This is a genomic window from Serratia sp. 14-2641 (genome assembly GCF_001692375.1).
Classification (GTDB): domain Bacteria; phylum Pseudomonadota; class Gammaproteobacteria; order Enterobacterales; family Enterobacteriaceae; genus Chania; species Chania fonticola_C.
The window spans coordinates 1-25535 of the sequence record NZ_LXKR01000077.1; the positions used below are offsets into that span (position 1 = coordinate 1).

Annotated in this window: 24 protein-coding genes and 1 other RNA gene; 16 read left to right on the forward strand and 9 right to left on the reverse strand. The window is 47.0% G+C overall.

Annotated features, from left to right (window positions below; all coding sequences use genetic code 11):
* Window positions 1-179 precede the first annotated feature (179 nt).
* Window positions 180-878 (reverse strand): 7-cyano-7-deazaguanine synthase QueC, encoded by a 699-nt coding sequence (gene queC, locus A6U95_RS23535; protein WP_065686264.1) that lies wholly within the window; start codon window positions 876-878, stop codon window positions 180-182.
* A 164-nt stretch (window positions 879-1042) separates the two neighbouring features.
* A complete protein-coding gene (locus A6U95_RS23540; RefSeq protein WP_065686265.1) occupies window positions 1043-2749 on the reverse strand; it encodes an SgrR family transcriptional regulator in 1707 nt (568 codons plus the stop codon).
* Between the two features lie 132 nt (window positions 2750-2881).
* Between A6U95_RS23540 and cof the strand changes: the two genes are divergently transcribed.
* The gene (cof, locus tag A6U95_RS23545; protein WP_065686266.1) at window positions 2882-3703 is read left to right on the forward strand and encodes an HMP-PP phosphatase; all 822 of its coding nucleotides are present in this window, start codon (window positions 2882-2884) and stop codon (window positions 3701-3703) included.
* A gap of 87 nt (window positions 3704-3790) precedes the next feature.
* On the opposite strand, the gene A6U95_RS23550 is transcribed toward cof, so the two are convergent.
* Window positions 3791-4840, reverse strand: coding sequence for a PLP-dependent cysteine synthase family protein (locus A6U95_RS23550; protein WP_024528386.1), 1050 nt, complete (start codon window positions 4838-4840; stop codon window positions 3791-3793).
* Window positions 4841-4962: 122 nt separating this feature from the next.
* Here A6U95_RS23550 and A6U95_RS23555 point away from each other — a divergent pair, with 122 nt between their 5' ends.
* The 5 genes from A6U95_RS23555 (at window position 4963) to amtB (ending at window position 10987) form a co-directional block, all read left to right on the forward strand.
* Window positions 4963-5424 carry an Lrp/AsnC family transcriptional regulator gene (locus A6U95_RS23555; protein WP_021180156.1) on the forward strand — a complete coding sequence of 154 codons (462 nt, stop codon included), beginning with the start codon at window positions 4963-4965 and terminating at the stop codon, window positions 5422-5424.
* A gap of 80 nt (window positions 5425-5504) precedes the next feature.
* On the forward strand, window positions 5505-7280 hold the full coding sequence (locus tag A6U95_RS23560) for a SmdA family multidrug ABC transporter permease/ATP-binding protein (protein WP_065686267.1): 1776 nt from the start codon (window positions 5505-5507) through the stop codon (window positions 7278-7280).
* Complete coding sequence (locus A6U95_RS23565; RefSeq protein ID WP_065686268.1) at window positions 7273-9051, forward strand: SmdB family multidrug efflux ABC transporter permease/ATP-binding protein; 1779 nt, start codon at window positions 7273-7275, stop codon at window positions 9049-9051. The genes A6U95_RS23560 and A6U95_RS23565 overlap by 8 nt, the downstream gene beginning before the upstream one ends.
* Window positions 9052-9324: 273 nt before the next feature.
* A complete protein-coding gene (gene glnK, locus A6U95_RS23570) occupies window positions 9325-9663 on the forward strand; it encodes a P-II family nitrogen regulator (RefSeq protein ID WP_004949337.1) in 339 nt (112 codons plus the stop codon).
* A 37-nt stretch (window positions 9664-9700) separates the two neighbouring features.
* Window positions 9701-10987, forward strand: coding sequence for an ammonium transporter AmtB (gene amtB, locus A6U95_RS23575; RefSeq protein WP_065686269.1), 1287 nt, complete (start codon window positions 9701-9703; stop codon window positions 10985-10987).
* 53 nt (window positions 10988-11040) lie between these two features.
* Here the strand turns inward: amtB and tesB are convergent, their stop codons facing one another.
* Window positions 11041-11904 carry an acyl-CoA thioesterase II gene (tesB, locus tag A6U95_RS23580; protein WP_024484389.1) on the reverse strand — a complete coding sequence of 288 codons (864 nt, stop codon included), beginning with the start codon at window positions 11902-11904 and terminating at the stop codon, window positions 11041-11043.
* A gap of 234 nt (window positions 11905-12138) precedes the next feature.
* Here tesB and A6U95_RS23585 point away from each other — a divergent pair, with 234 nt between their 5' ends.
* The gene (locus A6U95_RS23585; protein ID WP_024484390.1) at window positions 12139-12627 is read left to right on the forward strand and encodes a YbaY family lipoprotein; all 489 of its coding nucleotides are present in this window, start codon (window positions 12139-12141) and stop codon (window positions 12625-12627) included.
* A gap of 53 nt (window positions 12628-12680) precedes the next feature.
* Here A6U95_RS23585 and A6U95_RS23590 read toward each other — a convergent pair whose 3' ends face one another.
* Window positions 12681-12995, reverse strand: coding sequence for an MGMT family protein (locus A6U95_RS23590; protein WP_065686270.1), 315 nt, complete (start codon window positions 12993-12995; stop codon window positions 12681-12683).
* Between the two features lie 207 nt (window positions 12996-13202).
* On the opposite strand from A6U95_RS23590, the gene ffs reads away from it, so the two are divergent.
* From ffs to A6U95_RS23610, 4 genes are all read left to right on the forward strand, one after another.
* An RNA gene (gene ffs / locus A6U95_RS23595) (signal recognition particle sRNA small type) lies at window positions 13203-13299 on the forward strand.
* Window positions 13300-13408: 109 nt separating this feature from the next.
* Entirely contained in the window at window positions 13409-14479 is a 1071-nt protein-coding gene (locus A6U95_RS23600) for a site-specific integrase (RefSeq protein WP_065686271.1), read from the forward strand.
* Window positions 14480-15141: 662 nt separating this feature from the next.
* On the forward strand, window positions 15142-15516 hold the full coding sequence (locus tag A6U95_RS23605) for a hypothetical protein (protein WP_065686272.1): 375 nt from the start codon (window positions 15142-15144) through the stop codon (window positions 15514-15516).
* Window positions 15517-15592: 76 nt separating this feature from the next.
* Window positions 15593-17032: a type III restriction endonuclease subunit R gene (locus tag A6U95_RS23610; protein ID WP_065686273.1), complete on the forward strand. Its 1440-nt coding sequence runs from the start codon at window positions 15593-15595 to the stop codon at window positions 17030-17032.
* Window positions 17033-17616: 584 nt separating this feature from the next.
* Here A6U95_RS23610 and A6U95_RS23615 read toward each other — a convergent pair.
* Window positions 17617-18231 carry a S24 family peptidase gene (locus A6U95_RS23615; protein ID WP_065686274.1) on the reverse strand — a complete coding sequence of 205 codons (615 nt, stop codon included), beginning with the start codon at window positions 18229-18231 and terminating at the stop codon, window positions 17617-17619.
* Between the two features lie 102 nt (window positions 18232-18333).
* Here A6U95_RS23615 and A6U95_RS30180 point away from each other — a divergent pair, with 102 nt between their 5' ends.
* From A6U95_RS30180 to A6U95_RS23630, 4 genes are all read left to right on the forward strand, one after another.
* On the forward strand, window positions 18334-18582 hold the full coding sequence (locus A6U95_RS30180; RefSeq protein ID WP_074423403.1) for a helix-turn-helix domain-containing protein: 249 nt from the start codon (window positions 18334-18336) through the stop codon (window positions 18580-18582).
* A 244-nt stretch (window positions 18583-18826) separates the two neighbouring features.
* Entirely contained in the window at window positions 18827-19522 is a 696-nt protein-coding gene (locus tag A6U95_RS23620; RefSeq protein ID WP_065686275.1) for a hypothetical protein, read from the forward strand.
* An 18-nt stretch (window positions 19523-19540) separates the two neighbouring features.
* Window positions 19541-19897: a hypothetical protein gene (locus A6U95_RS23625; protein ID WP_065686276.1), complete on the forward strand. Its 357-nt coding sequence runs from the start codon at window positions 19541-19543 to the stop codon at window positions 19895-19897.
* A 463-nt stretch (window positions 19898-20360) separates the two neighbouring features.
* Window positions 20361-21017, forward strand: a complete 657-nt coding sequence (locus tag A6U95_RS23630; RefSeq protein ID WP_065686277.1) for an EAL domain-containing protein — start codon at window positions 20361-20363, stop codon at window positions 21015-21017.
* Window positions 21018-21232: 215 nt separating this feature from the next.
* On the opposite strand, the gene A6U95_RS23635 is transcribed toward A6U95_RS23630, so the two are convergent.
* Genes A6U95_RS23635 through A6U95_RS23645 form a run of 3 tightly spaced genes read right to left on the reverse strand, consistent with a single transcriptional unit; the run spans window position 21233 to window position 24193 of the window.
* Window positions 21233-23020 (reverse strand): DUF2326 domain-containing protein, encoded by a 1788-nt coding sequence (locus A6U95_RS23635; protein WP_065686278.1) that lies wholly within the window; start codon window positions 23018-23020, stop codon window positions 21233-21235.
* Window positions 23017-23256 carry an ABC-three component system middle component 8 gene (locus A6U95_RS23640; RefSeq protein ID WP_083196455.1) on the reverse strand — a complete coding sequence of 80 codons (240 nt, stop codon included), beginning with the start codon at window positions 23254-23256 and terminating at the stop codon, window positions 23017-23019. Before A6U95_RS23640 ends, A6U95_RS23635 begins: the two co-directional genes overlap by 4 nt.
* Window positions 23246-24193: an ABC-three component system protein gene (locus A6U95_RS23645; protein ID WP_065686279.1), complete on the reverse strand. Its 948-nt coding sequence runs from the start codon at window positions 24191-24193 to the stop codon at window positions 23246-23248. The genes A6U95_RS23640 and A6U95_RS23645 overlap by 11 nt, the downstream gene beginning before the upstream one ends.
* Window positions 24194-24768: 575 nt before the next feature.
* Here A6U95_RS23645 and A6U95_RS23650 point away from each other — a divergent pair.
* Window positions 24769-25389: a recombinase family protein gene (locus tag A6U95_RS23650; protein WP_083196460.1), complete on the forward strand. Its 621-nt coding sequence runs from the start codon at window positions 24769-24771 to the stop codon at window positions 25387-25389.
* Window positions 25390-25535 lie beyond the last annotated feature (146 nt).

A 25535-nucleotide genomic window follows, 5' to 3' on the forward strand; every position in this document is an offset into this window, starting at 1 on the left:
GATCGACCTGAGAAATAGGTCGATCATCATGGGTAAAGGATGTTAAAAAGTGTTCACCATGTCCTTGAACACCTGTCTACCATGTCCCCGGTCTGTACAGGGAGAGGGTTGGGGTGAGGGGACCCAACGATGGCTTAATCTGACTTATTGAGCGGCATTGCAGCCGCCCATGAATTGGCTTAAACCAAGCCGGTTTTCTGCTTTAGGCTGGCCATCACGCCGACCTTGTCCTGTTGATACTGCTGCAACCCGTTGGCGCGCAGGTGGCAGGCCACACATTCACCACAGCCGTCGCCTTGAACGCCGTTATAACAGGTGAGCGTCTCATGGCGGATGCGTTCCAACTGCTGGTAATAGTCCGCCAGCGCCCAGGTTTCTGCCTTGTTGAGCCACATCAGCGGGGTTTCAAAGCGAATATCACGGGCAATCCCCAGTACGATGGCCTGATTCAAGGCCTTGACAAACTCGTCGCGGCAATCCGGATAGCCCGAGAAATCGGTCTCGCACACGCCGGTGATCACGGCTTCGGCTTCCACCTGGTAGGCATAAATCGCCGCCAGGGTGAGGAGCAGGATGTTGCGCCCCGGCACAAAGGTGCTTGGCAAGGCATCGGTCTGTGAGCTGTCGTAGGCGGGGACTGGAATGTTATCGCGAGTCAGGCTGCTGATGGCCAGCTCATTGAGCAATCCAACGTCCAAAACCTTGTGCGCCTTGGCTCCCAGAGTTTGGCATAAGGCCTGGGCCACCTCGATTTCGGCGCGATGACGCTGGCCGTAATCGAACGTGATGCAGTGAACTTCATCATACTGCTGCAATGCCTGGATCAAGCAGGTCGTGGAGTCTTGTCCACCGCTAAAAACGACGACTGCGCGTTTCATAAATCTACCTTCTGGCTAGGGCCATTCCCGATGCACATTCGGGCGGCCGGTTTATGCCCTTTGCTGCCAGGCTACAGCTTGACTGGCCAGAGCCTGGCGCTATTGGGCTTCATAACACACATGCGGGGATGCTATCAGAAATGTTCGCCACAGCGTAGGGTAACCTAATCATCCAGCGGCGGTGGCAGCCAAGCCTGGCAAAAATCAAACCAGCCGTAGGCGGTGAGCATCACACCATGTATGCGGGGAGGGGCACTGACCTGATACTGATAGTTGAATAGGGGGGTGAGGATCGCGGCCCCCATCAACTGTTGATAATACGCTTTTAGCTGGCTGAAGCGCTGCTGCGGTGCAGGGCATTGCTGGATCTGTTGCAGGGTCCGCTGTTGGTGCTGCCAATCCTCTTCTCGCAAAATTCCTTGCCACAGCAAATCGCGACGTAGCCAGCTTTCCAACGTCGCTTCAGGAGCTTCACCAATCAGGTTATCGGCCAGCAACAGATCGGCTTGGGCTATCTGCTCGGTACTTTGCCAACGTTTGCCGGAATAATAGCGGATCTCTAATTGGCAGCCATGTTCCGCCAGCAATTGTTGCAAAGCCTGAGTTACGCTCTCTAGTTCGATCGGTGGATGGTACAACAGCGTCAACTGAGGTGGCAGTTCAACGTCCTGCAGTACGTCATGCTCAGGGATCGCCCAGCCCGGCAGCATTTCATGGCTTGGCATGATCACGCCCTGCTGGATGGGTAAACTGGCCAGCAGGCCGGAACGCTGGATCAGCATCAGCAGCTTTTGCCCTTGGGCCTCACTCAATAGGCCACGGCGCTGGTTAATCGCCAGATAGCACCACCCTTGGCTCATACTGCGTTGTACCGGCCGCGCCTGTGCCAGTTCTTCCTGCTGGCCGATGGTGATACGTACCGGGTGCTGGCAGCTGGTATCGGTACTGCGGGTTGGTAACTCGGGCGTGATCCAATATTCGATGCTTTCCAGATAAGGATGTTGCAGATGGTAGTAAGGATGCTGTTCCAGCCGCACCATATGCGGCTCGTTTAGTGCCAGCTTAAAGGGACCTGCGCCGAGGGTCGGTAACTCTGGATGCGTCATCAGGCAGGGCAGTTCTGCCAGCCGGTGCGCCAGCCAATAATCGGGCATTTGCAGATCGAACTGGACGCAGAGCGCATGCGGTAGGCTGATTGCTGCCACGCTGCTCAATAATGGCTGACTGCGCGGATGGTGTTGCAGGGCGTTGAGGGTTTGCAATAGCTGTTGGCCCGTCAAGGCCTCGCCGTTATGCCATCGCAGCTGGCTGCGCAGAAAGAACTGCCAGCGCAGGCCGTCTTCGCTAATCTGCCAGTGATGGGCCAGATCGGGCTGCGGCTCGGGGCAACCGGTATTGAAGCGCGTCAAACCGGCATAAACGGTCGCGACCAGATGCTGTTCCGCACGGCCGCTTAGCGTCAACGGATCTAGCTTTTCCAACGTGCGATAATAAGGGATACGCAGCGTAGGGCTGCCTTCCTGCCATTGGCCACCGAGGTGTGGGCTCAGCAATTCTTGCAGATGCTGTGGCGCCAACTGCGCCATTTCCAAGGCTCCCTGATGATCGCCCAGTTGCAGTAAACGTTGGAGATGCGCAGTCCGCAGTTCATCGGGGGTTTTCAGGCACTGCAACTGCGCGCGTTTCCCCCTCCCGGCCTGTGATTGCCAACTTAACCAACCTTGTTGCTGCAACTGCTGCACCAGAGTGCGTGCATGCCGCTCGCTGCAATAGAAGATCGCAGCTAATTCACCGATCGTGATTGCCACCGGCGCGCTGCCGAGCTGGTGGTACAAACGTTGATACTGACCGAGGCGATGAACCAGGCGCATAGCGGTATCCTAAATGTTGCAAGCGATGAAAGATAAATCAGGAAGTGTTTAGGCAAATTGTTCACTATTACTTCCGCAAATACCACCCCATACTGCGGTGATTGCCATTGTGCTCACATTTACGAGGTTCCTATGTATCGCCTGGCCGCTTTCGATATGGACGGCACCCTGCTGACTCCCGATCACCGTGTCGGGCCGGAAACGCTAAGTGCGTTAAGGCAGCTTATCGACAGGGAGATGGTGGTGACCTTTGCCACCGGGCGGCATTACCTCGATGCCCAGCCGATCATGGCGCAACTGGGTTTACAAGGTTATCTGATCACCGGTAACGGCACTCGCGTCTATGACCAGCAAGGGCAGCAACTGCATGCTACCGACTTACCGGCGGAGATTGCCGAAGAGGTGTTGCACACCCACTGGCGTACCTCTGCCAGCATGCACGTGTTTCGTGATGAAGGTTGGTTGACCGAAACCGCGGTGCCGGAAATGCTGGCTGCACATCATCTCAGTGGCTTTCATTTCCAACTCACCGACTTGCGCCGTCTGCCCGCGTTTGGCAACAGCAAGGTCTGTTTCTGTGCCCCCCATGAAGAACTGGTCAAACTGCAGGCACAGTTGAGTGAGCATTTTGGCACCCGTGCCGATCTGTGCTTCTCGGCCTATGATTGCCTCGAAGTGCTGCCAACGGGCTGCAACAAGGGGGCAGCATTGGATAGGCTGAGCCGCCATCTGGGGCTGACGTTGGCTGATTGTATGGCCTTTGGCGATGCGATGAATGATAAGGAAATGCTCGCGGGAGTAGGGCACGGCGTGGTGATGGGCAATGCCCTGCCACAGTTGAAATCGTTACTGCCCCAACTACAGGTTATTGGCCACTGCGAACAGCAGGCGGTGGCTCACTATTTACAACATTGGCTGCGTTCACCACACCTCACCTATTCCCCCGAATTCTGAGGTATTAGCATTACAGCCGGCCGGGTATGACTACCCGGCTTTTTTTATCCCCTGAACTTCGCTTTAATGAGTTGGCAACCTAATAAGTTATTTACCTGACAAGTTAGCCAACTGAGCGCTATATGGTGTCAAATCGCCGATATGGTTGCTGACCCAGTCGCTGTTGTAATAGGTATCCAGATAGCGCTCGCCGCTGTCGCATAGCAGGGTGACGATGGCACCTTGCTCGCCTTTATCCCGCATCTGCTTGGCCAGTTGCAGTGCTCCCCATACGTTGGTGCCGGTTGAAGCGCCAACCTTGCGACCAAGAATATTTTCCAGCCAATAAATGGTGGCAATACTGGCGGCATCTGGCACGCGCAGCATGTTGTCGATCACCGAAGGGATAAACGACGGTTCGGCGCGTGGGCGGCCAATCCCTTCGATGCGGCTGCCACAGCTGCCGATGATGGTGCGATCGCCATGATGGAAGCAGTCGTAGAACACCGAGTTTTCTGGATCGACCACGGTGAGTTGAGTGTCATGACCTTGATAGCGAATATAGCGCCCCAGCGTTGCTGAAGTGCCGCCAGTGCCAGCACTCATCACGATGTGTTTCGGAACCGGGTGCGGTTCGCGCTCCATCTGGCGGAAAATGCTGTCGGCGATGTTGTTGTTACCACGCCAGTCGGTGGCGCGTTCGGCAAAGGTGAACTGATCCATATAATGGCCGTTCAGCTCTTTGGCCAACTCCTCTGACACCGCATAAATCTGGGCCGCATGATCGACAAAATGGCTGCGGCCACCGTAAAAGGCGATTTGCTCCACCTTACGTTTAGCGGTGCAGGAAGGCATCACCGCGATAAACGGCAGGCCGAGCAGGCGGGCAAAATAGGCTTCCGATACCGCCGTGCTGCCCGAAGAGGCTTCAATAATCGGCGTGTTCTGGTTGATCCAACCGTTACAGAGCCCGTAAAGGAACAGCGAACGCGCCAGGCGGTGTTTAAGACTGCCGGTGGGGTGGGTGCTTTCATCTTTCAGGTAAAGATAGATGCCGGGAAATTCCGGCAGGTTCAAGCGGATCAAGTGCGTATCGGCGGAGCGTTGGAAATCCGCTTCTATTTCACCAATAGCATATTTTACCCAAGCGTTTGTCATGATCTGGCCTCAAAATAGGGTCTTAATTTATGCAGTAGCATAGCGGTTCAGCGAGAAAAAAGGATTGCCATTTTTCCTGTTTAATCGCCTAATAGGAGAAATATTTTCTATGAAATCACCTTATGTTGGATAAAACTGACCGAAAACTGCTGTGCATGCTGCAACAGGACTGTACGCAATCGCTGCAAGTGCTGGCCGAAGCGGTGAATCTGACCTCAACGCCCTGCTGGAAACGGCTAAAAAGGCTGGAAGATGAAGGTTACATTCGCGCGCGCGTCGCGCTGCTGGATAATGAAAAGCTTGGGCTTGGCCTGACGGCGTTTGTGCTGATAAAAACCCAGCAACACAGCAGCGAGTGGTATCAGAAATTTGTCGATCTCACCGCGCAGATGCCGGAAGTGTTGGCGTTTTACCGTATGGCGGGGGAGTATGATTACCTGATGCAGGTCGAGGTGGCGGACATGAAAAGCTATGACAATTTCTATAAGCGCCTGGTGACCGGCGTGCCGGGGCTGATTGATGTTACTTCCAGCTTCGCGATGGAAAAAATCAAATACACCACGGCGCTACCCGTGCCAGAGTGAAATCGTCACTCTACTGTTGAATGTTAAGGTTGCAGGGCTGCAGCCGGTAATTTGTCGGATACTGTCTGGAATAAAACTGCGTGAGACTCTTTGCTCAAATCGGCTGGTATTTCCGCCGCGAGTGGCGCCGCTACCTCGGGGCCGTGGTGCTACTGATTGCCATTGCCATATTGCAACTACTGCCGCCTAAGCTGGTTGGTATCATTGTTGATGGCGTCACCAAGGATCAGATGTCCAACAAGGTACTGATGGCCTGGCTGGGGTTGATGATTGGTACCGCCATTGTGGTTTATCTGCTGCGCTACGTGTGGCGAGTGCTGCTGTTTGGGGCTTCCTACCAGTTGGCCGTCGAACTGCGGGAAAACTTCTATCGCCAACTCAGCCGTCAGAACCCGGCCTTCTATCTGCGCCACCGTACCGGCGATTTGATGGCCAGAGCGACCAATGACGTGGACCGTGTGGTGTTTGCCGCCGGTGAAGGCGTGCTGACGCTGGTGGACTCTCTGGTCATGGGGCTGGCGGTGTTGATCGTGATGAGCACCCAGATCAGCTGGCAATTGACCCTGCTTTCCCTGATCCCGATGCCGATCATGGCGATCGTCATCAAATACTATGGCGATCAGCTGCATCAGCGTTTCAAGTCGGCGCAGGCCGCGTTCTCCAGCCTTAACGATCAGGCACAGGAGAGCATGACCAGCATCCGTATGATCAAGGCTTTTGGCCTGGAGGATCATCAGTCTAACCAGTTTGCCGAAGTGGCAGCGCAAACCGGCGCGAAGAATATGCACGTGGCGCGAGTTGATGCGCGCTTTGATCCAACGATTTACATCGCTATCGGTGCGGCCAACCTGCTGGCGATCGGTGGTGGTAGCTGGATGGTGGTTAACGGTTCCCTCACGCTGGGTCAACTGACCAGCTTCGTCATGTACCTTGGCCTGATGATTTGGCCGATGTTGGCACTGGCCTGGATGTTCAACATCGTTGAGCGCGGCAGTGCCGCCTATAGCCGTATCCGCAGCCTGCTGGAAGAGGCTCCGGCCGTGAAAGATGGTGAACTCGATTTGCCCGCCGGGCGCGGCAACCTGAGTGTCGAAATCAACGCCTTCCATTATCCGAAAACCAACAAACCAGCGCTGCATGACGTGGCGTTGCAGCTGCAGCCGGGGCAAATGTTGGGGTTGTGTGGGCCTACCGGCTCGGGTAAATCGACGTTGCTTTCGTTGATCCAGCGCCAATTCGATATTGATGACGGCCATATCAGCTATCACGGCTTGCCACTTACCCAGATCAAGCTCGACGAGTGGCGTTCACGCTTGTCGGTCGTTAGCCAGACGCCGTTCCTGTTCTCCGATAGCGTGGCCAATAATATTGCCTTGGGCAACCCGGCGGCCACTCAGGAACAGATTGAACAGGCAGCGCGCCTGGCCAGCGTGCATGAAGATATTTTGCGTTTGCCTCAAGGTTACGAGACCGAGGTGGGTGAACGCGGCGTGATGCTTTCTGGTGGCCAGAAGCAGCGTATTTCCATCGCGCGGGCGCTACTGCTGGAGGCGGAAATTCTGATCCTCGACGATGCTCTCTCGGCGGTGGATGGGCGCACCGAACACCAGATCCTGCATAACCTGCGCAGTTGGGGGCAAAACCGCACGGTGATCATCAGTGCGCACCGCCTTTCGGCCCTGACGGAAGCCAGCGAAATCCTGGTGATGCAACACGGCACGGTGGTACAGCGCGGGCAGCATGGGCAATTGGCTAGCGAGCCTGGCTGGTATCGCGACATGTATCGTTATCAGCAATTGGAAGCGGCGTTGGATGAGGCTCCTGATAGCACCGAGGAGGTTTTGGCCGATGAGTAAAATCCAAACTATATGGCCAACGCTGAAACGTTTGCTGGCCTATGGCTCGCCTTATCGTAAACCCCTGGGGTTGGCGGTATTGATGTTATGGGTAGCTGCGGCGGCGGAAGTCGCCGGACCGATCCTGATTGGCTACTTTATTGATAACTATGTTGCCAAAGGGCAACTGCCGCTGGTGATCGTCAGCTCCCTGGCGGTGGCTTATATCCTGCTGGAGCTGCTCGCTGCGGCGTTACACTATTTCCAGGCCATCCTGTTTAATCGGGTGGCGGTTGGGGTGGTACAACGGTTGCGCACCGACGTGATGGACGCAGCCCTGCGCCAACCGCTGAGCGCCTTTGATACCCAGCCTGTCGGGCAATTGATCTCGCGGGTAACCAACGATACCGAAGTGATCAAAGATCTGTATGTGATGGTAGTGTCCACGGTACTGAAAAGTGCGGCGCTGATCGGGGCAATGCTGGTGGCAATGTTCAGCCTGGACTGGCGCATGGCGCTGGTGGCGATCTGCATCTTCCCGGCGGTGCTGGTGGTGATGGGGATCTATCAATACTACAGCACGCCGATCGTGCGGCGGATGCGTAGCTACCTGGCGGATATCAACGACGGCTTCAACGAAGTGATCAGCGGCATGGGGGTGATCCAGCAGTTCCGCCAGCAGATCCGCTTTGGTGAGCGCATGAGCGCGGCCAGCCGCTCGCATTATACCGCCCGGATGCAGACCCTGCGGCTGGATGGGTTCCTGTTGCGGCCGCTGCTTAGCCTGTTCTCTGCTCTGGTGCTATGCGGCCTGTTGATGCTGTTTGGCTTCAGCGGCGAAGGCGCGATTGGCGTGGGGGTGCTGTATGCCTTCATCAACTATCTTGGCCGTTTGAACGAACCGTTGATTGAGCTGACCGCCCAGCAATCGATATTGCAGCAGGCCGTGGTGGCCGGTGAGCGTATTTTCGAACTGATGGATCGCAGCCAGCAGAGCTATGGCAGTGACGATCGCCCGCTGGCGAGTGGCCGTATCGATATCAGCGACCTGAGCTTTGCCTACCGCAGCGACAAAAAAGTGCTGCAACATATCTCTTTGCAGGTGCCGTCACGGGGTTTTGTTGCCCTGGTGGGTCATACCGGCAGCGGAAAGAGCACCCTGGCTAACCTGTTGATGGGCTATTACCCGCTGAGCGAAGGGGAAATTCGTCTGGATGGTCGTCCGTTGTCCAGCCTTTCACATCGTACCCTGCGCCAAGGTATTGCTATGGTGCAGCAAGATCCGGTGGTAATGGCGGAATCGGTGCTGGCGAACGTCACGCTTGGTCGCTCTATCGGTGAAGAGGCGGTCTGGCAGGCGCTGGAAACGGTGCAACTGGGGGAACTGGTACGTAGCTTCCCACAGGGCATCCATACGCGCCTGGGGGAGCAGGGGAATAACCTGTCCGTAGGACAGAAGCAGTTGTTGGCCTTGGCGCGCGTGCTGGTCCAGGCACCGCAGATCCTGATCCTGGATGAAGCGACCGCAAACATCGACTCTGGCACCGAGCAGGCGATCCAGCGTGCCTTACGGTTGATCCGCGAGCAGACGACGCTGGTGGTGATCGCCCATCGCCTTTCAACCATTGTGGATGCCGACTCTATTCTGGTACTGCATCGCGGTCATGCCGTGGAGCAGGGGAACCATCAGCAGTTGTTGGCACAGCAGGGCCGCTACTACCAGATGTATCAGTTACAACTGGTGGGCGAAGAGTTGGCTGCCACAGCTCGCGACGAAACTCAGCCTGCATAACTTTAAGCAAGGGCTCCGCTCCAGGAGCCCGCACCACCAACAGGCAAAAGCACTCTTCAACTCCCCCCTACTGCACTTTCCCAACGCGTAATGCACCAAAAAGGTGCGAAATCTCCAGGTGGCGATCTCTGCTTTCGTCCAGAGCTGACCTCTGAATGCGGGTGCTTCTATATAATTAATTGAATTTAAATACAAAATAATTTGTGGCACAGCCTTTGCTTTATATGACTCGTACCGGGGGTAAGTTTTTGGGCTTAATCGTGGAGAGGCAATATGAAGCTGGTTACCGTGGTGATCAAACCATTCAAGTTAGAGGACGTGCGTGAAGCCTTATCCTCTGTAGGTATTCAGGGACTGACCGTAACGGAAGTCAAAGGCTTTGGCCGCCAGAAGGGTCATGCCGAGCTCTATCGCGGGGCAGAGTACAGCGTCAATTTCTTACCTAAGGTCAAAATTGATATCGCTATTGCCGATGACCAGCTGGATGAAGTGGTTGATGTGATTAGCAAGGCGGCCTACACCGGCAAGATCGGTGACGGCAAAATTTTCGTTGCCGAATTGCAACGTGTGATTCGAATTCGTACCGGCGAAACCGACGAAGCGGCTCTGTGATCGCAGGCTCAGTCAACTGAATGGGGATGGATTGATAATGAAAAGACTGTTATCCACGTTGGGCCTGAGTTTGGTAACCCTGGTTCCTTCTTTGGCTCTGGCCGCTCCGGCGGTGGCAGACAAGGCGGACAACGCCTTTATGATGATTTGCACCGCGCTGGTGCTGTTTATGACCTTACCGGGCGTGGCGCTGTTTTACGGCGGCCTGCTGCGCTCGAAGAACGTCCTTTCCATGTTGACTCAGGTGACCGTCACCTTTGCCCTGGTGTGCGTGCTGTGGGTCATTTACGGCTACAGCCTGGCGTTCAGCGAAGGTAACGCCTTCTTTGGTGGCTTCCAGACCGTGATGCTTAAAGGGATCGGGATCGATAGCCTGACCGGCACCTTTAGCCAGATGATCCACGTGGCGTTCCAGTGCTCCTTCGCCTGTATTACCGTGGCGTTGGTGGTGGGCGGCTTTGCCGAACGCATCCGCTTCTCTGCGGTGGTTATTTTTGCCGCCATCTGGTTCACGATTTCCTACTTGCCGATTGCGCATATGGTTTGGGGTGGGGGCTTCCTGGCAGCCGACGGCGCGTTGGACTTTGCGGGCGGTACTGTGGTGCATATCAACGCCGCCAGTGCTGGTCTGGTAGGGGCCTATCTGTTGGGTAAACGTGCTGGTTATGGCAAAGAGGCCTTTAAGCCACACAACCTGCCGATGGTATTTACCGGAGCCTCGATCCTGTATATCGGCTGGTTTGGCTTCAACGCCGGTTCGGCCAGTGCGGCCAACGGTATTGCGGCGCTGGCGTTCCTCAACACGGTAATAGCCACTGCCGGTGCAATCCTCTCCTGGACCTTCGCCGAGTGGGTCCTACGCGGTAAACCATCTCTGCTGGGAGCCTGCTCGGGCTGTATCGCGGGTCTGGTTGCGATTACGCCAGCAGCGGGTACCGTGGGGGTAGGTGGTGCGCTGATTATTGGCCTGATAGGCGGTGTCGCTGGCTTGTGGGGCGTGGTAACGCTGAAGAAATGGCTGAAAGTGGACGACACCTGCGATGTGTTTGGTGTGCACGGGGTGTGCGGTATCGTTGGCTGTCTGTTGACCGGCGTCTTCACCGCCTCATCACTGGGCGGAACGGGCTACGCCGCTGGCGTCACCATGGGGCATCAGGTGTGGGTCCAGTTGCTGAGCGTTATTGTGACGCTGGTGTGGTCAAGCGTGGCCGCGTTTATCGCCTTTAAGGTAGCCGGGGCCGTGGTGGGGCTGCGCGTACCGGAAGAGCAGGAACGCGAAGGCCTGGATGTGAACAGCCACGGCGAGAATGCTTACAACCAGTAAAATACGTTGAATTAAACACCGAGGGGGCGATGGATACATCGCCCCTTTTTCATTTAAACATCGCGCTTGCGGATCACGCCTTCTTGCACCGTCGTGGCTACCAGCACACCGTCGCGGGTGTAGAACTGGCCGCGCACAAAGCCACGGGCACCGGAGGCTGAGGTGCTTTCTACCGCATACAGCAGCCAGTCGTCCATTCGGAACGGACGGTGGAACCACATTGAGTGGTCAATGGTAGCAACCTGCATGCCCGGCTCGAGGAAACCGACGCCATGTGGCTGTAGTGCCGTCAGCAGGAAGTGGAAGTCAGAGGCGTAGCCAAGCAGATACTGATGGATCCGCAGGTCGTCAGGCATGGTGCCATTGGCGCGGAACCAGACATGGCGATAAGGCTCTTCCACGCTGCCCTTCAACGGGTTGTGGAATTTCACCGGGCGCATTTCGATTGGCTTTGGGCCAATGAACTTGTCGCGCACTTTTTCCGGCAGCATATGCGACAGCTTTTGTGCTATTTCTGACTCCGACATCAATCCTTCCGGCGGCGGGACATCCGGCATGGTGTTTTGATGTTCAAAACCTTGCTCGGGGCTTTGGAAAGAGGCCGTCATGTAGAAAATGGGTTTGCCATTTTGAATGGCGCTAACGCGGCGCGCGCTGAAGCTATTGCCGTCGCGCAGGGTTTCTACGTCATAAACGATCGGTTTACTGCTATCCCCAGGGCGCAGGAAATAGCTGTGGAAGGAGTGAACGATACGCTCCGCAGGAACGGTTTGCTTGGCGGCATACAGCGCCTGGCCGACCACCTGACCGCCAAAGACCTGGCGTAGCCCCAGATCTTCGCTTTGGCCACGAAATAAACCTTCTTCAATTTTTTCCAAATCCAGCAGTTCGAGGAGGTTGTGCAGTGCCTGGCTCATAAAGTGGCGATCCTTTTAGTCATCATGTTGCGCAGTGTGCTGAATATGATGGCAGGACGTCAATATATTGCGTTATTTCTGCGGGGGAAGCTGCCGCAGCCAGGGGCTGCGTCATGAGGCCTTAGGGCTATTTAGGCCTAGTCCGATAGGCAGTTGTTAGTATTTTGTGCTAGGTTTAATCAGTGTAGTGGTTTAAGCCACCAACATGTGACTAATAATAAAGGAGACCGACCCATGAAACTCTGGCAAATGGTAGGGGGAGCAGCCGCATTGACGATCACACTGGCAGGCTGTGCCCACAAGAATGCGGATGTGCCAACGCAGACGGCTAACGCTGCGGCCTCGCAAACGCAGATCCAAGGCCCGGTGGTGCAGGGCTCAGTTAATATTCGCCAGCGTATCGCGCTGCCACCGGATGCGGTACTGACAGTGACCCTGTCCGATGCATCACTTGCTGATGCCCCTTCACGAGTGATTTCACAGCAGGCGATGCGTACCGAAGGTCTGCAGAGCCCGTTCCGCTTTACGCTACCGTACAATCCAGCGGACATTCAGCCTAATGCGCGTATCATCCTGAGCGCGGCGATTACGGTGAATGGCCAGTTGATGTTTATCACCGACACCATTCAGGAAGTGATCAACCGTAACGGGACTCAGGCCGATCTGCTGTTGGTACCGGTACAAAACGTTCCGGTTCAGGTCGCACCGACCCCAGCTCCGTAAGCAGCAATGCCTGCTTCTGACAGCCTTTGTGCCTTTGGCCAAGGGCTGTTTTTTTACCAGTGCCAGCCATACCGTTCAAAATCAACCGTGCTTTGCGGGCCAAAAATAATCCCTTCTGCCAGTAACGCCTGCCGTTGGCGCTGAAAATCTTCACCCTGCTGTGAGATCTGCCCGTGGCGGTTAATGACCCGGTGCCAGGGCAGGGCGCTGCCCTCTGGTAAACGCCGTAATACGCCGCCAACCTGGCGTGCCGCACGGGGTGAGCCTGCCAGCCGCGCAACTTCACCGTAGGTAGTGACCTTGCCAGGAGGAATGGCGGCCACGATATGGAATACGCGTTGGCTGAAGGTAGCGTCTTCTGGTTGCATGACTCTCTTCCTGCGTGATGGGTTGGGCGGCGAATATTTGTTCCTGACAATTTAGCAACATTGCTACTCGGTAACCAATCTAAACGAGTGTGCGATAGGGGAGATGGGTAAGAAAACAGCGGTTGCTCCCGGTTGGCTTGCTATTTGCTTGGCCATCACCGATAATGCCCACCGCTTCGCAATTCAAGAAGCCGTCAATGGGGGCCCTGTTGGTTCTCCCGCAACACTAACTGGTGAACTCGGTCAGATCCGGAAGGAAGCAGCCGTAGCGAGTGACGTGTGTGCCGGGATGTAGCTGGCAGGGCCTCCACCAATTTGTATCTAAGTACTTAATAAGTAATGATTAAAGTACTGAAATCCCGCCTCCATAGCCTTAGTGGTACAAAAACTGTGTATCACCAGTAGGCTTCGTGATGTCTCTTATGCTCTCCCGTCATGGGATCTGGTACTACCGTAAAGTTAACGTTTTACCCTGTGGTAAACGCCGTGAGTTTCGCCGTTCGTTAGGTACTCGTTCAAAGACTGAAGCGACAAAGCGATCTTTACGCTTTGCAGATCGACCTTGGCTGATTACTGAAACTGTCACTCCTACACTCGGTATGAGCCAAACCCCTCAATCAGAATTGTCATTCCAAGAGCTAAAATTACAGGCTGTACAGTATGTTGAGTTTAAAAGCCTTGAAGTTTGCGAGAGGGAAGCCGCTTCTATCAAACGCTGTATTGGCAAGTACTTTAACTTTACTGATCAAGTTCTTAAGCGTAGTAGGGCTGCTGAATTCATTAGCGGGCTAGATGTCGCTATTCCTACGAAGAACAAATATGTTAAGAAAATCAGCGGATTTTTCCGATGGTTGAAACATCGTACTGACTATGATTTTCAAAATCCTTTTGAAGGATTGCTCCAGAAGGATCGTGAGCCAGTATCCCAAAAGCGAGAGGCATATACAGATTTTCAGATTAAACATCTTGAGAATGGGATCACTACTTTGCCTGAATGGAAGAGGTGGATTGTTTTACTTGGTCGTTTTACAGGGATGAGGGCAAACGAAATTTGCCAACTATATCATAACGATATATTCAAAAATGATGGGAGGTGGTGCATCAGAATAGATGATCGTTATGAAGGACAGGTGGTTAAAACAGAGAACAGTAAACGAACCGTACCCATACATAACAGATTGATAGATATCGGCTTTTTAGAATATGTACAAAAGCAAAAGGGAAGATTATTTCCCCTGTTAACCTACTACAAAGGGTCATATAGCCATTACTTCACCCGTTGGTTTAGCGGTTATCGTAAAAAATTAGGGGTTCCTGAGTTTCATTCACTGAGGCATCACATTGCAACTAAGTTGAAAAATGCTGGTGTAGTGGAGCATTATGCTGCTGCATTCTTAGGACATGCAGATAATTCAATAACATACAGAAGGTATGGAAAATCAGTGACTGTGTCGCGACTATATGATCTATTGGAACATATTTGATTTCGTACTAAGCAGCTTCTTTGCTAAGAGTCTGCTTATTGACGGGAGAGCATAAGAGACATCACGAAGCCTACTGGTGATACACAGTTTTTGTACCACTAAGGCTATGGAGGCGGGATTTCAGTACTTTAATCATTACTTATTAAGTACTTAGATACAAATTGGTGGAGGCCCTGCCATCAGCCATTAGTACTAAATTGTGTTGGTTAATCAATTGGTTATCATGTTAGTACTACAACAGTACTGTACCACTCTCGATAGTACCGTCCAGCACAAAATCTTGCAAGTTAACGTGTTTGTATCGATTTATTATTACTTTTTATCTTTTACAGTCCAATATTCCATTGGATCGTACGGTTGCATAAATTTATGCACCACTTGGAATGTACAAAAGTACATTTGAAATACATTAATGAATGTATCAGTCAAGAAGTACAAAGATACTCACGAATTAATCGAAGAATGTATCAGTTAGAAAGTACAGAGATAGTGCCAAAATAATATATGATTTTCAAATCCGAATGGTTATGAGATTGTCAAGAAAAATTTCAAGTATTCCTTGATTGAGTCAATTTTGCCCGTTAACATATAGTCATTCGAACAAAAATAGCAGCCATAGGAGGTTAACCATGAGATGACTTTTAATTTAGAGGAGTAATGAAATGTCAAAGAAAAATAGCAAGACATCAGAAGAAATTATTAGTAAAATCAAGTGGTTATTAACTGATTTAGCAGGATTCAATGTTACCATACAACGTAAGAAAACCGAAGCTAAAGCCTGCATTCAGGTTTTTGACCGATATCAGGGTGATGAGAGGATTCACACCATCTATCTGAAGGACGACGAGGTTTGTTATCGTGGCCTAAATATTGATCATGGCAACATAACAGAAGTGGATATAGAAGATAACGAAGTGAAGTTCATTATGTACTCAACATTGGTAATGAAGCTTCCCTTAGCATACGAAGCAATGAAGCAGGTTCTGTCTATTGTAGATTTGCACAACCTCGAAGTACTCGCAACACCTAAATATTAATAACAAAAATGACAAAAGGTCGGTTCACAGGAATGAAATGACCTTTCTAAATTAATCATTATGGACGGAGTAATTAATGACTAATCTTGCACCTATTTATACCAGCCTAAAGTATGTTTCTGCTCCTTGCGGTTCAGGGAAAACAACAGCTATATGCAACATAATCAATAACAGTACTGAAAAGTATATATTAGTCCAGAACACACAAGAGCTAATCAAACAAACAGCGACTCAAATTAAAAATTGCAAATATATCATCACTGATTCAGTTTCAAAAGATGAAAGTGTTATTAATTCAGTTGTCGACTTTCTGACTACACCATATAAATCTACTTTACTTATAACAGATAAAACTTTTTTCAAAATTCCAATCAACCTGTTATCTGGCTGGAATGTCTATATTGACGATGTAACTAATTTTCACTCTTTCCAGAATATAAATGAGGGTGATACCAATATAAAAAATGTAATTCGAAACTCATTAATTCACAAAGTACAATCATTAGATGAACAAAATATTTACATTGCCGCAGAGAGAAGTCCAGAGGTACAAGGTGATGTGGTAAGAAATATTTTAAATCAACTCTCTGTGTTGAATGAGAATGATATTTTTATAATGAACAATGAGTACTTTACTGATCCTGAAAAAGTACAGCTTAATATCACCGCATGGAAAGATCTCAGTAAGTACAAAGAGTTGCCAATTATTTTTCTTGGTGCAAATTTCGAAAATTCGTTGATCTACAAAGGAAATCAGAAGTTATTTGAAAGTACTGAGCTTGAAGGATTACAGACACGAAAAACAGAACTTAAAGACAGATTAAAAGTTTATTACTTCTCTAAGAATCTCAAATTATCAAGAACGTGGAAAAATAACAACCCTGAAAAAGTACAAAAAATATACACCTTTCTTGATAAAGAACTTGAGGAGCAGGATTTTTACTGGACGAAAAACAAAAGTGATTCTCAGCACCTCAAAAACGGCATAGAGATAAGCCCTGATGCCCGAGGATTTAACCAGTACAGACATCTTGATACATGCGTCTGGCTGGCTTGTATGCGTCCCTCCGAAACAGAGGCAAAACAGTGTGAATTGTTCTTTGAAATTGATGGTGAGGCGATACATATAGCCAGGGAGTACGAAAGTTTACACCAATTCGTACTACGAGGGATTTCGAGGAATTTTGACAGTACTGAAATGCAGACCGTTTATGTTTTTGATGAATGGCAGGCCAGATCACTTACGGATAACATTGAGTACATAGACCTCGGTATTGATGATGATGAACAAGGGCAGAGAGGCAGGCCGCAAGGCTCAATGAACAAGGAAAAGCGTTTCACACTTGATGATACCAAAGCGGCACGTTTCAGACGCTGGGCTAAGTCCAACCCGGAGCTTGATTTTGATGCGTTCAGGGCGTTTCTTGCCAGTACTACTAACGCAGATCTCAGTACTGAGGAAAGGGCAGCCATGCACGAGAAGTACGTAAAAGCAGTGCAAAAGAAGAAAAAGTAACCACATGGACTTGTCAGAAACACTATCATAGGAGTATGTGTCGGAAAAATAACACCTTAAAGTATCTTTAGGTGATAAATTCCCGACATGGCAAAGAGCGAAAGCGAGTTAACTGTCTGAAGTCAGGAGCGGCGAAGTAAGCGAACTGATTCGGGCAGTTAGTGAGAGTGCTCACGCAGTGAGTACTTGATAGCTATCCCATTGTTATAATTATATAAACGATTAAACAGTACCCGCAAGCGAGTACTGTTCGCTGGATTCGGTTCTACTGCTGCGTTCCCTTCGGTCACTGGCGGAGCGAACCAATCGCGTTTTTTGTTCTGTCAGTAATTACATAACTGATTGTTATTTAATTACTTATTATACCAATAGTGCCTTTGTATACTTAGCGGGGTATCTGCTGTTTCAGTTACTGTAAAAGCACTATCAGTACTCTCCAGAGCGAACCCGACCCGATCAATTCCGCTCCATGATGGTGTTTCCGACAAGACGCACAGGAAGCCCCTGAAGGGGAAGTAGCTCAAAACAGCACTCAGGCATCGAACCAGTCAGAAAACGCCTCAGAAATGCACGAGAGCGTTAAATTACAGATGATTCAGTACTACCAGTACTTCCCCTAGGACGTCAAAGGAAGATAGTGAATCCTGATTGACGATCATGGCACTGTATTTGGTGTTATCGCTGCTCAAATTATATCCTTCAGGGATTACCTGAACTCGCTTGTACAGGTAGTTGCCTTCTTTGTGGAGTACTACCACTTTTCCGTCTTTTAGCTGTTTCTGCCTATGGTTTAAAAGCAAGACGCTACCAACCATGAATGTTGGCTCCATTACGTCAGTCTTAACGCGAAGGGCTGAGAGGTTTGCCCTTTTATCCAACAAATCGGGGAAAGTACTTGAATCCAGTAAAAGGAAATTATCGCTATCAATAAAAGGTATTTTCAACAGTTTTTCGGTTTGGTCTGTACTTATTGCTTTTGTTAGTTCCTTGCCAGTAGCTAACCATTCAACTGAGACGTCACCAGCTTTAGCAAGAAGTACAAGATTCTCAAGCGTAGGGCTTGATACGGCTTGTAGATAGTTGTGGACAGTACTGTACCCAATGCCTGCTTTTTTGGCGAAATCTCGCCCTGAACCAGAAGGTACTATCGATTTTAGCCTTTCGCTGAACTGTTCAACGCTTTCTTTTTTGCCAGCCATGTACAACCCACCACATTAAAAGGAACTTTGTTCCTCATTTTTATTTGACGAATTCCTTTTAATGATCAATCATGTTCTTAATGTTAGTAACGAGTGGTCATTATGAGTATTCACAACGAGTTAGAATCTCAGATAAAGGAGCAAAATGCCAGTACTGAGAACTGGCATAGAGCGGATATCTTGGCTGCTATCAAGAAACGAGGGAGAACACTGGCACAACTTTCAAGGGATAGCGGGTTACACGAAAGAACGTTGTACAACACATTGGATCGGCATTGGCCGAAAGGTGAAAAGATCATTTCTGATTTTATCGGTGTACCCGTGAGCACAATCTGGCCTGAACGTTATTAAATTTTGACGATAAAAGAGGATATATAGTGGCGAACTATTTTACGATTACATGCCCACATTGCGGCAGTACTACAACCGTTCAGACAGGAGTATCTAAAAGTGGTACTGGAGTTGGTCAATGCCGGAATTGTTCAAAGAACATAAAAATAACCGTTGACGGTAAAGGTAACGTGATAAAAGTTAGTTGATGAATATTCAATTACGTGTATTAATTCAGAAATGATATGACTTAAAAGGTATCTACATGATTGGTTTAGTTATCATTGTTATCTGTATTTTTATTTCAGTATTTTGCTATAAGAAGATCGCTAGTAGTAGCCGTAACAAAGGGTATGGTAGTGTTCGAACTTTTTTTACCGCATCGATATCGAGTGTCTTTCTATTCATTATCACAATGGGTATAGGTGTTGCTAATTTCTTCCCCAGAGATAAAAACTCGAATACTGTAGATGTACCTAAAGTTCCAATGATTAAGTGGATAACTTCTCAAAACATGGAACAAGTACATACATTAATCGATAAAGATTTAAAAGAAAACCCTGCACTGACACGAAAAATACTCAAAGAGATATCCTTATATACGAAGGATTCTGTCGAAAGGACTGTCGCAGAACTCACTTATATCAAGTATGGAGTAGGAATGAATGAATACGAATCTATTTTAAAAACCACCTCTTGTTTTATGGATTTTAAAAATGGTATGCAGAGAGCCCACTCAGTTTATTCAAATGAAACAAGAAGTTGGCAATCTTTAAATGACTTTAAAAGAGATATTGGCAACGGTTCCATACTCCAAGCAGAAATTGACTATAGAGAGCGATTCAATAAGGAAAATATGGCTACCCAGAAAGTACTGAAAGATAGGTTCGAAGTATGTGAATACAATACTGCACAATCTATGAAAAATCATTTAACAAGACAGCGACCCGTTAGTAACTAGTACAGGGAATTTATCAAAATGAAAAAATACTTAGTTGCTTCACTAATCACGCTATCATTCAGTACATTAGCGGCAACCGTGCCTGATGGCAAAGTTCAAAAGCCGTTCACTAATGATAATGAAGTTGTTTGCCTAAAAGAGATCCAACAGCGTATGGCCCCCTTCCTCAAGCAATTTGAAGAGGAAAGCGGCGTTCAGTACAAATACATTGTGAAATCAGGCTTATCCTACAAAGAAACGGTCGGTCTACGCTTGCAGGTAAATCGTGTGGACTCAGGGCTTAACGTCCGAGCAGCTGATATGGATTACTACTGGCTACAGGAACGCGGTAGCATGTGCCAGCCAGCGTATATGGTACTTGATCGTTCTCAATGAGTGTTTGTACTTGCAATAAGGTCGCGAAAGCGGCCTTTTCCATAAAATTTGATTAAAATCCCGCGAGGATAGCAGCTTGTTATTCTATTATTGCTACCTACGCTAAGTTACTACTCTTAAGGGGCGTTGTTGAATAAATAGATATTATGCTGCGGGCCTACAAAAATGGCGGTCTTCCCCAACGTAAAATCAGTAGGTTAAAGTCAGAGTTGGGAAATACTCGCAATAGTGGCAAGCATCTTTGACCAAAACAGGTATGTAAAAACAGCATGATTCCCTATTATTCAACAAAGCCCTCTTAAGGTTGCCATAAGTTCACTGCCCAGATCAGTCAGCTCCGAACTAGAAAGTTGGCGGGATTCCTATGCAAAGTAAAAATAGGGTGTTTTTTAGTCGCGTTAGTTTGTAGCTGACGTACTGATATAATAAAATATCAGTACATTAAAAGTCAGGATAGCCAGAGATGATTACTCAATACTTTGCTCAACCTGTAATGAGCAAAGATCAGAAGTTGTTAGGGGTAGAAATATTGACTAGATTCCAGAAAGATGGTCAGAACCTGCTCAGACCGACACCTACTGAAATAATTCTGGGTTGGACCATCCACGAAAAACGAGCTTATCTTGTTGATGTAATACATTTTATTATCAATAGCGAAGCGTTTTTCATAGTGAATAAGCTATTTTGTTCTCTTAGTATCGATTCCAGTACTGCATTGATTTTGAAACATGACGCCTACATTAAGATACTTACACAATCAATGCCATATCTAAAGCTGCTGATCAATGAGAGGTTAAGTAATCCAGTACTGAAATCACTTTCAAATAGTAACAATGCTCTTTTCCTTAACTATCTTGGCGTTGGAAATGTGAATATACAAACTGGAGTTAGTACCATGTTTGAAGTAGTTAAGATTGATGAAACTTTTTTCGGTACTCAACTCTACAGAAACAGCTTTCCAGTACTACTAAAGGATATAATGAAGTATTGTCCGAGGATTATCGTATCATGCGTATTTGATACTAAATTATTGCAGTACTTAAAGGAATGGGGTGTTTGGGGAGTGCAAGGTGAGTTATACGAATCTGTACCGCTACAAGATGTGAGTTTTTTTATTTAGGTTGCTTGATATCCTATTTCTAACATCTATTATCGAATTTATCTAGACATTCAGAAAAATATCTCCGTGGAAAGAGTATCAGGTAGTATATTGACAAGGATACGGCTATCAAAAAGAATATTTTTGAATGGACTATATTGATACGATTTGTCGGTGCAAGTTTGATCAGAAAATAATTTTCAATGACAATTAATAGAGAGCATGCTCCCTATTAATCACCAAGATGGCATTTTGAACAGTAAACCATTATCACCATTATCATGTAGTTTCAGAACTATTTCCTCGTTATTAAATGAAAAACCTTCAGGTAGATCTGAATCAATTACAGTAAGAATGTACTGGGTTCCATATAGCCCTGGTATTAAACGTACATATTTTAAGAACTCAAGTTTTTTACGACTATCGAGTGTCTCTAAGCCACCGTCATGGTAGATAAAACGGATGAAATTTTTATTAGCATAAGCAAGGTTAACTGCTAAATCATATCCCATACAAAGAATTTTTTTGTAACTACAACCATCAGATTCGCTAGTAAAGTTGAAGTCTCCATTAACAAAACCAGCATGAAATACAAGATTACCCTCACCATTTTGCTCTGTCGATATACGACCATCTTTATCAAGAACAAGTTTAACAAAATTAGCAAAGTTCTCCTTGATAGTCTTGTAAATCGAGGTTTCTGAATGCATTACGGATTCACGATTTAGTCTTATCTTTTCAATAACTTCGTTCTTTTGATTGCTCAATGCCCTAGACTCGCTCCTCTTAATTTTGATTTGCTCACTGATTTCAAGCTTTCTACGAATAGAATGAATTTCAGAGTTAATAATTACCAAGCGGGTTGATACCTCTTTGTACTTTTCGAATGTATTCGTGCTCGTTAGGAATGAAACACGTTGTGATTTTTGCGTATTTAGCTCCGTCAGGCGTGAAGAAATATCAATTAATTGATGTTCTAAATCAAGAGTTTGCTGTTTAACAAAGCCAGTTCGCTCGACTGTTATTTTTCTATTAAACTCTAAAAGTTGCTCATAGGATTTCTTAATTTGCTCTCCGAACATTACTCCAGCTTCTTTGAAAAGTTGTTCGGTTTTACTTATGTTAAAAGTTGTTGGTTGTTTTGATTCTGCTCTGCGTAGTTTTTTTAAATTGGTGGTTAGATAGTAGCGAATACGATTAAGTTCTTCTATCTCACTATCAATGTTCTCTGACAGCTCTTCTACGGTCTTTGTATCTGACTCATCGAAATTAAATGAATCGAGTTGTTCTTGTATTACTTGTGCATCTTGAAGTTTGAGAGCTAAAGCATCTTTAAGCATCTCTTCCTCATCACCTTGATATAAACCAATTTCTTTTTGTAACTCATCTAATTTTTCGGCGATTTTATCAATGCTATTTTTTAGCTCATAGTTTTTTATAAGATTTTCAGCATCAAATCCAAGTAAATGACCAATGTATGGCTTCCAGGAAATATGCTTTGGGCCGAATTTTTTTAATTGAAAAATATCATTAAAATCATCTTGGCGTCTTAGTGCATAGCTAATTGCCATGCGATAATCCCATGGGGAAATAGACGTAAGATTCAGTAAGCTATCGAGTAATAGTTTTGCTTTGTCGAAAGTGAGTTTTTTGTAATCCCATTCAGCATCAGATAATGTAGTGAAATTTTGATTATCATAATCATGACGTTTTATGTGTATCTTAGAGTTATCTGAAACTGAGCGACGTATCGTTATATACTTTCCATCATTGAGTTTGAATTCAAAATAGAAAACAAATTCAGAAAAACGATCAAAATGTTTGAACAAAAACATTTCTTTATTTCGCTTTTTTAAAAAACCGAAGTCGATAAGGTCAGCTAACTTACTTTTACCTAAGTTATGAGAATCTTTATCTTTATCATTATGGAGTTGGATTTCTCCTATGATAACATTAAAGCCGTCATTGAATTTAATTGGCTCAAAAACTTTAGGAATATTAGAGTAAATTTTTGAGATTTTCATGAGCCAGTGTACTCTATTAGGTCATTTTTAGGATGATATTCAACTAATCCAAGAATAAATAAAAATTCTAGGGATGGTTCTAGTAGGGCAACCGTATTTTTGTTGTGTTCCATCAACACTAATCTCAGGTCAGTAATCTTCTCAAATTGGTTCTTCTTTAGTTCCTTGAGTAAGAGTGCTGATGTAGCCATAATAGTCAGATCTGGGTCAGCATTTTTGTTTGGCTTAAGCAACATTGTTTTCACCAATATCACATTTGTAATACATGTAATAAATCATTGTTCTCGTAAGTATTTTATTTCTTTTACAGTCATTGTCTCTATTAATTATTAAATCTATTGTATTTTCAATGACCTGATCAAATAAATGATTGTCATGTTTATATATGCAAATTTTTGCGTGTAATTCTTCTGCTGTTTCAGCGTACTTTTGTTGGTACTCCTCATTTTCTGGCATTGACAGAAAATCCTCGATTTCATAAAAATCCCCCATCTTTTTGAGTATAGCCTGTGCATAGCTATTCGTGAGGTTATTGAGTTTGTTTTTCTCTATAAAATCAGTGCGTTCAAGATTCGGTTCAATATTTTTCTTCTTGATATCAGGCAGTGCATCTTTGATAGAAATAATAATATCAGCTAGATCGTCTGGTTGAATGTTCAACGGAACATCATATGGGTTTAAATCAACGGCATCAGCAATATGTGGAAATCGCTTGAAGTAATTCCCCATCGCCTCTATACCCATCAAACCAATGCTTTCTTTAGCTAGTCCAGTTTCGTCACACAGATAATTTTTGATTTTTTCGTTGGCATTTGCAGGCAGCTTACGATTAGAGAAAATGATGTAATTGTTAATGCCATCACTATCAATTAGCTTCTTGATCTTTTTTGCTTCGGCTGTAATCGTTGCCGATTCAGATGTGGGGTTAAAAAAATCAGGGTCATTGAACTTATTATTATAGCTAATCGTATGTTTTGCTTGGATAACAGTAAGCCCGTCCCAAGGCCGATTTGTAGATGGATACAGTTGAGCTAAACCTTCAAATCTTGAATCACGACCACCATCAGGACCATCTGCAAATGTTTCGGCTCCCATACCAAAAATTTCATAGCATAGAAGAATGACAAGGTGTTCAAACTGTGTGGGAGAAAGGTCTGAATAGTTATAGTTCATTTTTGAATGTCCGTATCATCATGAATTTATTCTCCTATTGTCTGATATCTATATCAAGAAAAACTTCAATCAACAAGAGGTTCGCACAAATAAAAAGCTGTTTTAGGTCAGAGAGTGTACTTGAAATTTACAGTTAAGAGGGATCGTCGACAGGTGTCCTGCTTCACATTGATAAGTACAACCCGATGTTAGTAATGTCTTCATAAGTCACATAAGAACATCCCTATGAAGAAGCGTTTTTCCGACCCGCAGACTATCAGTATTCTCCGGGAAGCCGAAGCTTCTATCTGAGAGCTTTAGCGGACACATTAATCGCCAAATTACAAGCAAATATATGAATTTTAAGCAGAATGATGAATCGGAAAATTGGGTACTGAGCAATCCGAATTACTAACTGGCAGTTATATTTAATCTTAGGGTCAGGTCATAAGCATCCTCTAAGCTATGGTGCTTTTTATGTATACCTCAAGCAGACCTGCACAGATCTTCATTCAAACTGGTTCATTAAATGGATTTTACAACATAAAACAGACTATATATAATGAACCATATAAAACAGACTGATGGTGGCTATCATGCGTGTATGGGCATATCTAAGAGCATCGACGAAAGAGCAAGATGCGGGTCGGGCATTGAAAGAGTTGGAGGCATTTGCTCATTCACATGATCTAAAAATATCCAAGTACTTTAAAGAAAATGAATCAGGTGCAAGCCTACAGCGTCCTCAATTATTTTTACTCTTAGATATCGCGGAACGTGGCGATATTCTTCTCTGTGAGCAAATAGATCGTATAAGCAGACTTACCGCAGAGGACTGGAAAACCTTACGAGGACTCATTGAGTCTAAAGGGATCAGAGTTGTATCGTTAGATTTGCCTACGAGCCATCAGCTTTTGCATGTTCAGGATGAGTTCACCGCACGTATGTTTGAAGCAATGAATTCTATGATGCTCGATATGTTGGCGGCAATCAGTCGCAAGGACTATGATGATCGCCGCAGACGACAAAAGCAGGGTATTGAAAAGGCCAAGAAAGAGAAAAAGTATCGTGGTCGTCCAGTCGATGAGAGCTTGCATCATAAAGTACAAGAACTGCTGTCTGACGGTAAAAGCTGGAGCAAAATCCAGGCTTTGATCGGTTGTTCAAGAGCTACTATCGCAAAGGTGGCTAAAAACTCGTCTCTTACAGAAGAATAGTGGGTAATAAAGGGCAGAGTATGCCAGCACTGCCAGATTATGAACAGATATAGCGGTATAGGGTTAAGGAAGGGTACTTACAGTTTTGTAGTAAAAGAATCCTTTCGATATCTATCCATGTTTTGTGATGAAAATCAACTTAAGCA